This window comes from Marichromatium bheemlicum, assembly GCF_012276755.1.
Taxonomy (GTDB): Bacteria; Pseudomonadota; Gammaproteobacteria; order Chromatiales; family Chromatiaceae; genus Marichromatium; species Marichromatium bheemlicum.
Genome location: NZ_JAAXKX010000047.1, coordinates 1 through 916, shown reverse-complemented (window position 1 = coordinate 916; position 916 = coordinate 1). Strand labels below are relative to the sequence as shown.

The 916-nt window shown below is 62.6% G+C and carries 1 protein-coding gene; it reads left to right on the top strand.

Features of this window, described 5'->3' with window-relative positions; translation table 11 throughout:
• Positions 1-60: 60 nt before the first annotated feature.
• Positions 61-916 (top strand): IS5 family transposase gene (locus HF203_RS16035; RefSeq protein WP_168671087.1). Its coding sequence is split into 2 segments (ribosomal slippage), with 857 coding nucleotides annotated over them: positions 61-409 and positions 409-916; the frame shifts between segments, so codons are not numbered across the junction. This gene is flagged as partial in the annotation.

Below are 916 nucleotides of genomic sequence, written 5' to 3'. Positions count from 1 at the left end.
CGTTTTGTACGAAAACCCTGCTTGTTACACTGACCTCGTTCTTGCAGGAGAAGAGGCCAGATGTCGAGACGTTACGAACTCCCTGAAGAGGCCTGGGAGCTGATCGCCGATCTGTTTTCCCGTCCGCAGCGTACCGGTCGCCCACGCCGGGATGACCGCCTGATGCTCAACGGCATCTTCTGGGTGCTGTGCTCGGGTGCGGCGTGGCGCGACCTGCCTGAGCGCTTCGGTCCTTGGTCGACGGTCTACCAGCGGTTTCGCGACTGGCGTGACGATGGCACCTTCACCAAGGTCCTGGAGCGGTTGCACATCCGGCTACGCGAGGATGGGTTGATCGATCTGGAGACCTGGATGATCGACTCGACCTCGATCCGTGCCACGCGCGCCGCCGCTGGCGGCGGAAAAAAAGGGGGCCGCAGGAGCCGCTGAGCCATGCGCTCGGGCGCAGTCGCGGCGGCCTGACGACCAAGATCCACCTGCTCTGCGATGCCAAAGGCGTTCCCTTGAGCTTTCTGCTCTCCCCAGGCCAGCACAGCGACATTCGCCATGCCCAACCGCTGCTCGATCAGGTCCGCTTGCCCAGCGCCCATCGAGGTCGTCCGCGCACCCGTTGCCGCCAACTGCTCGCCGACAAGGGCTACGATGCCGACGACTTACGCCGCTATTGCGATCGGCGCGGCATCCGTCCGGTGATTCCTCAGCGCAAGGGCGTGCGCAAACCCAAGCCTGGCCGCCCTCGGACACTCAACAAGCCCAGCTATCGCAAGCGCAACGTCATCGAGCGGCTGTTCGGCTGGCTCAAGTCCTGTCGACGCATCGCCACCCGTTACGACAAGTTGGCGACCAGCTTCTCGGCAATGTTCACGCTTGCTTGTATCCGTAGATGCCTCAGGCATTACTTTTCGTACAAAACGTA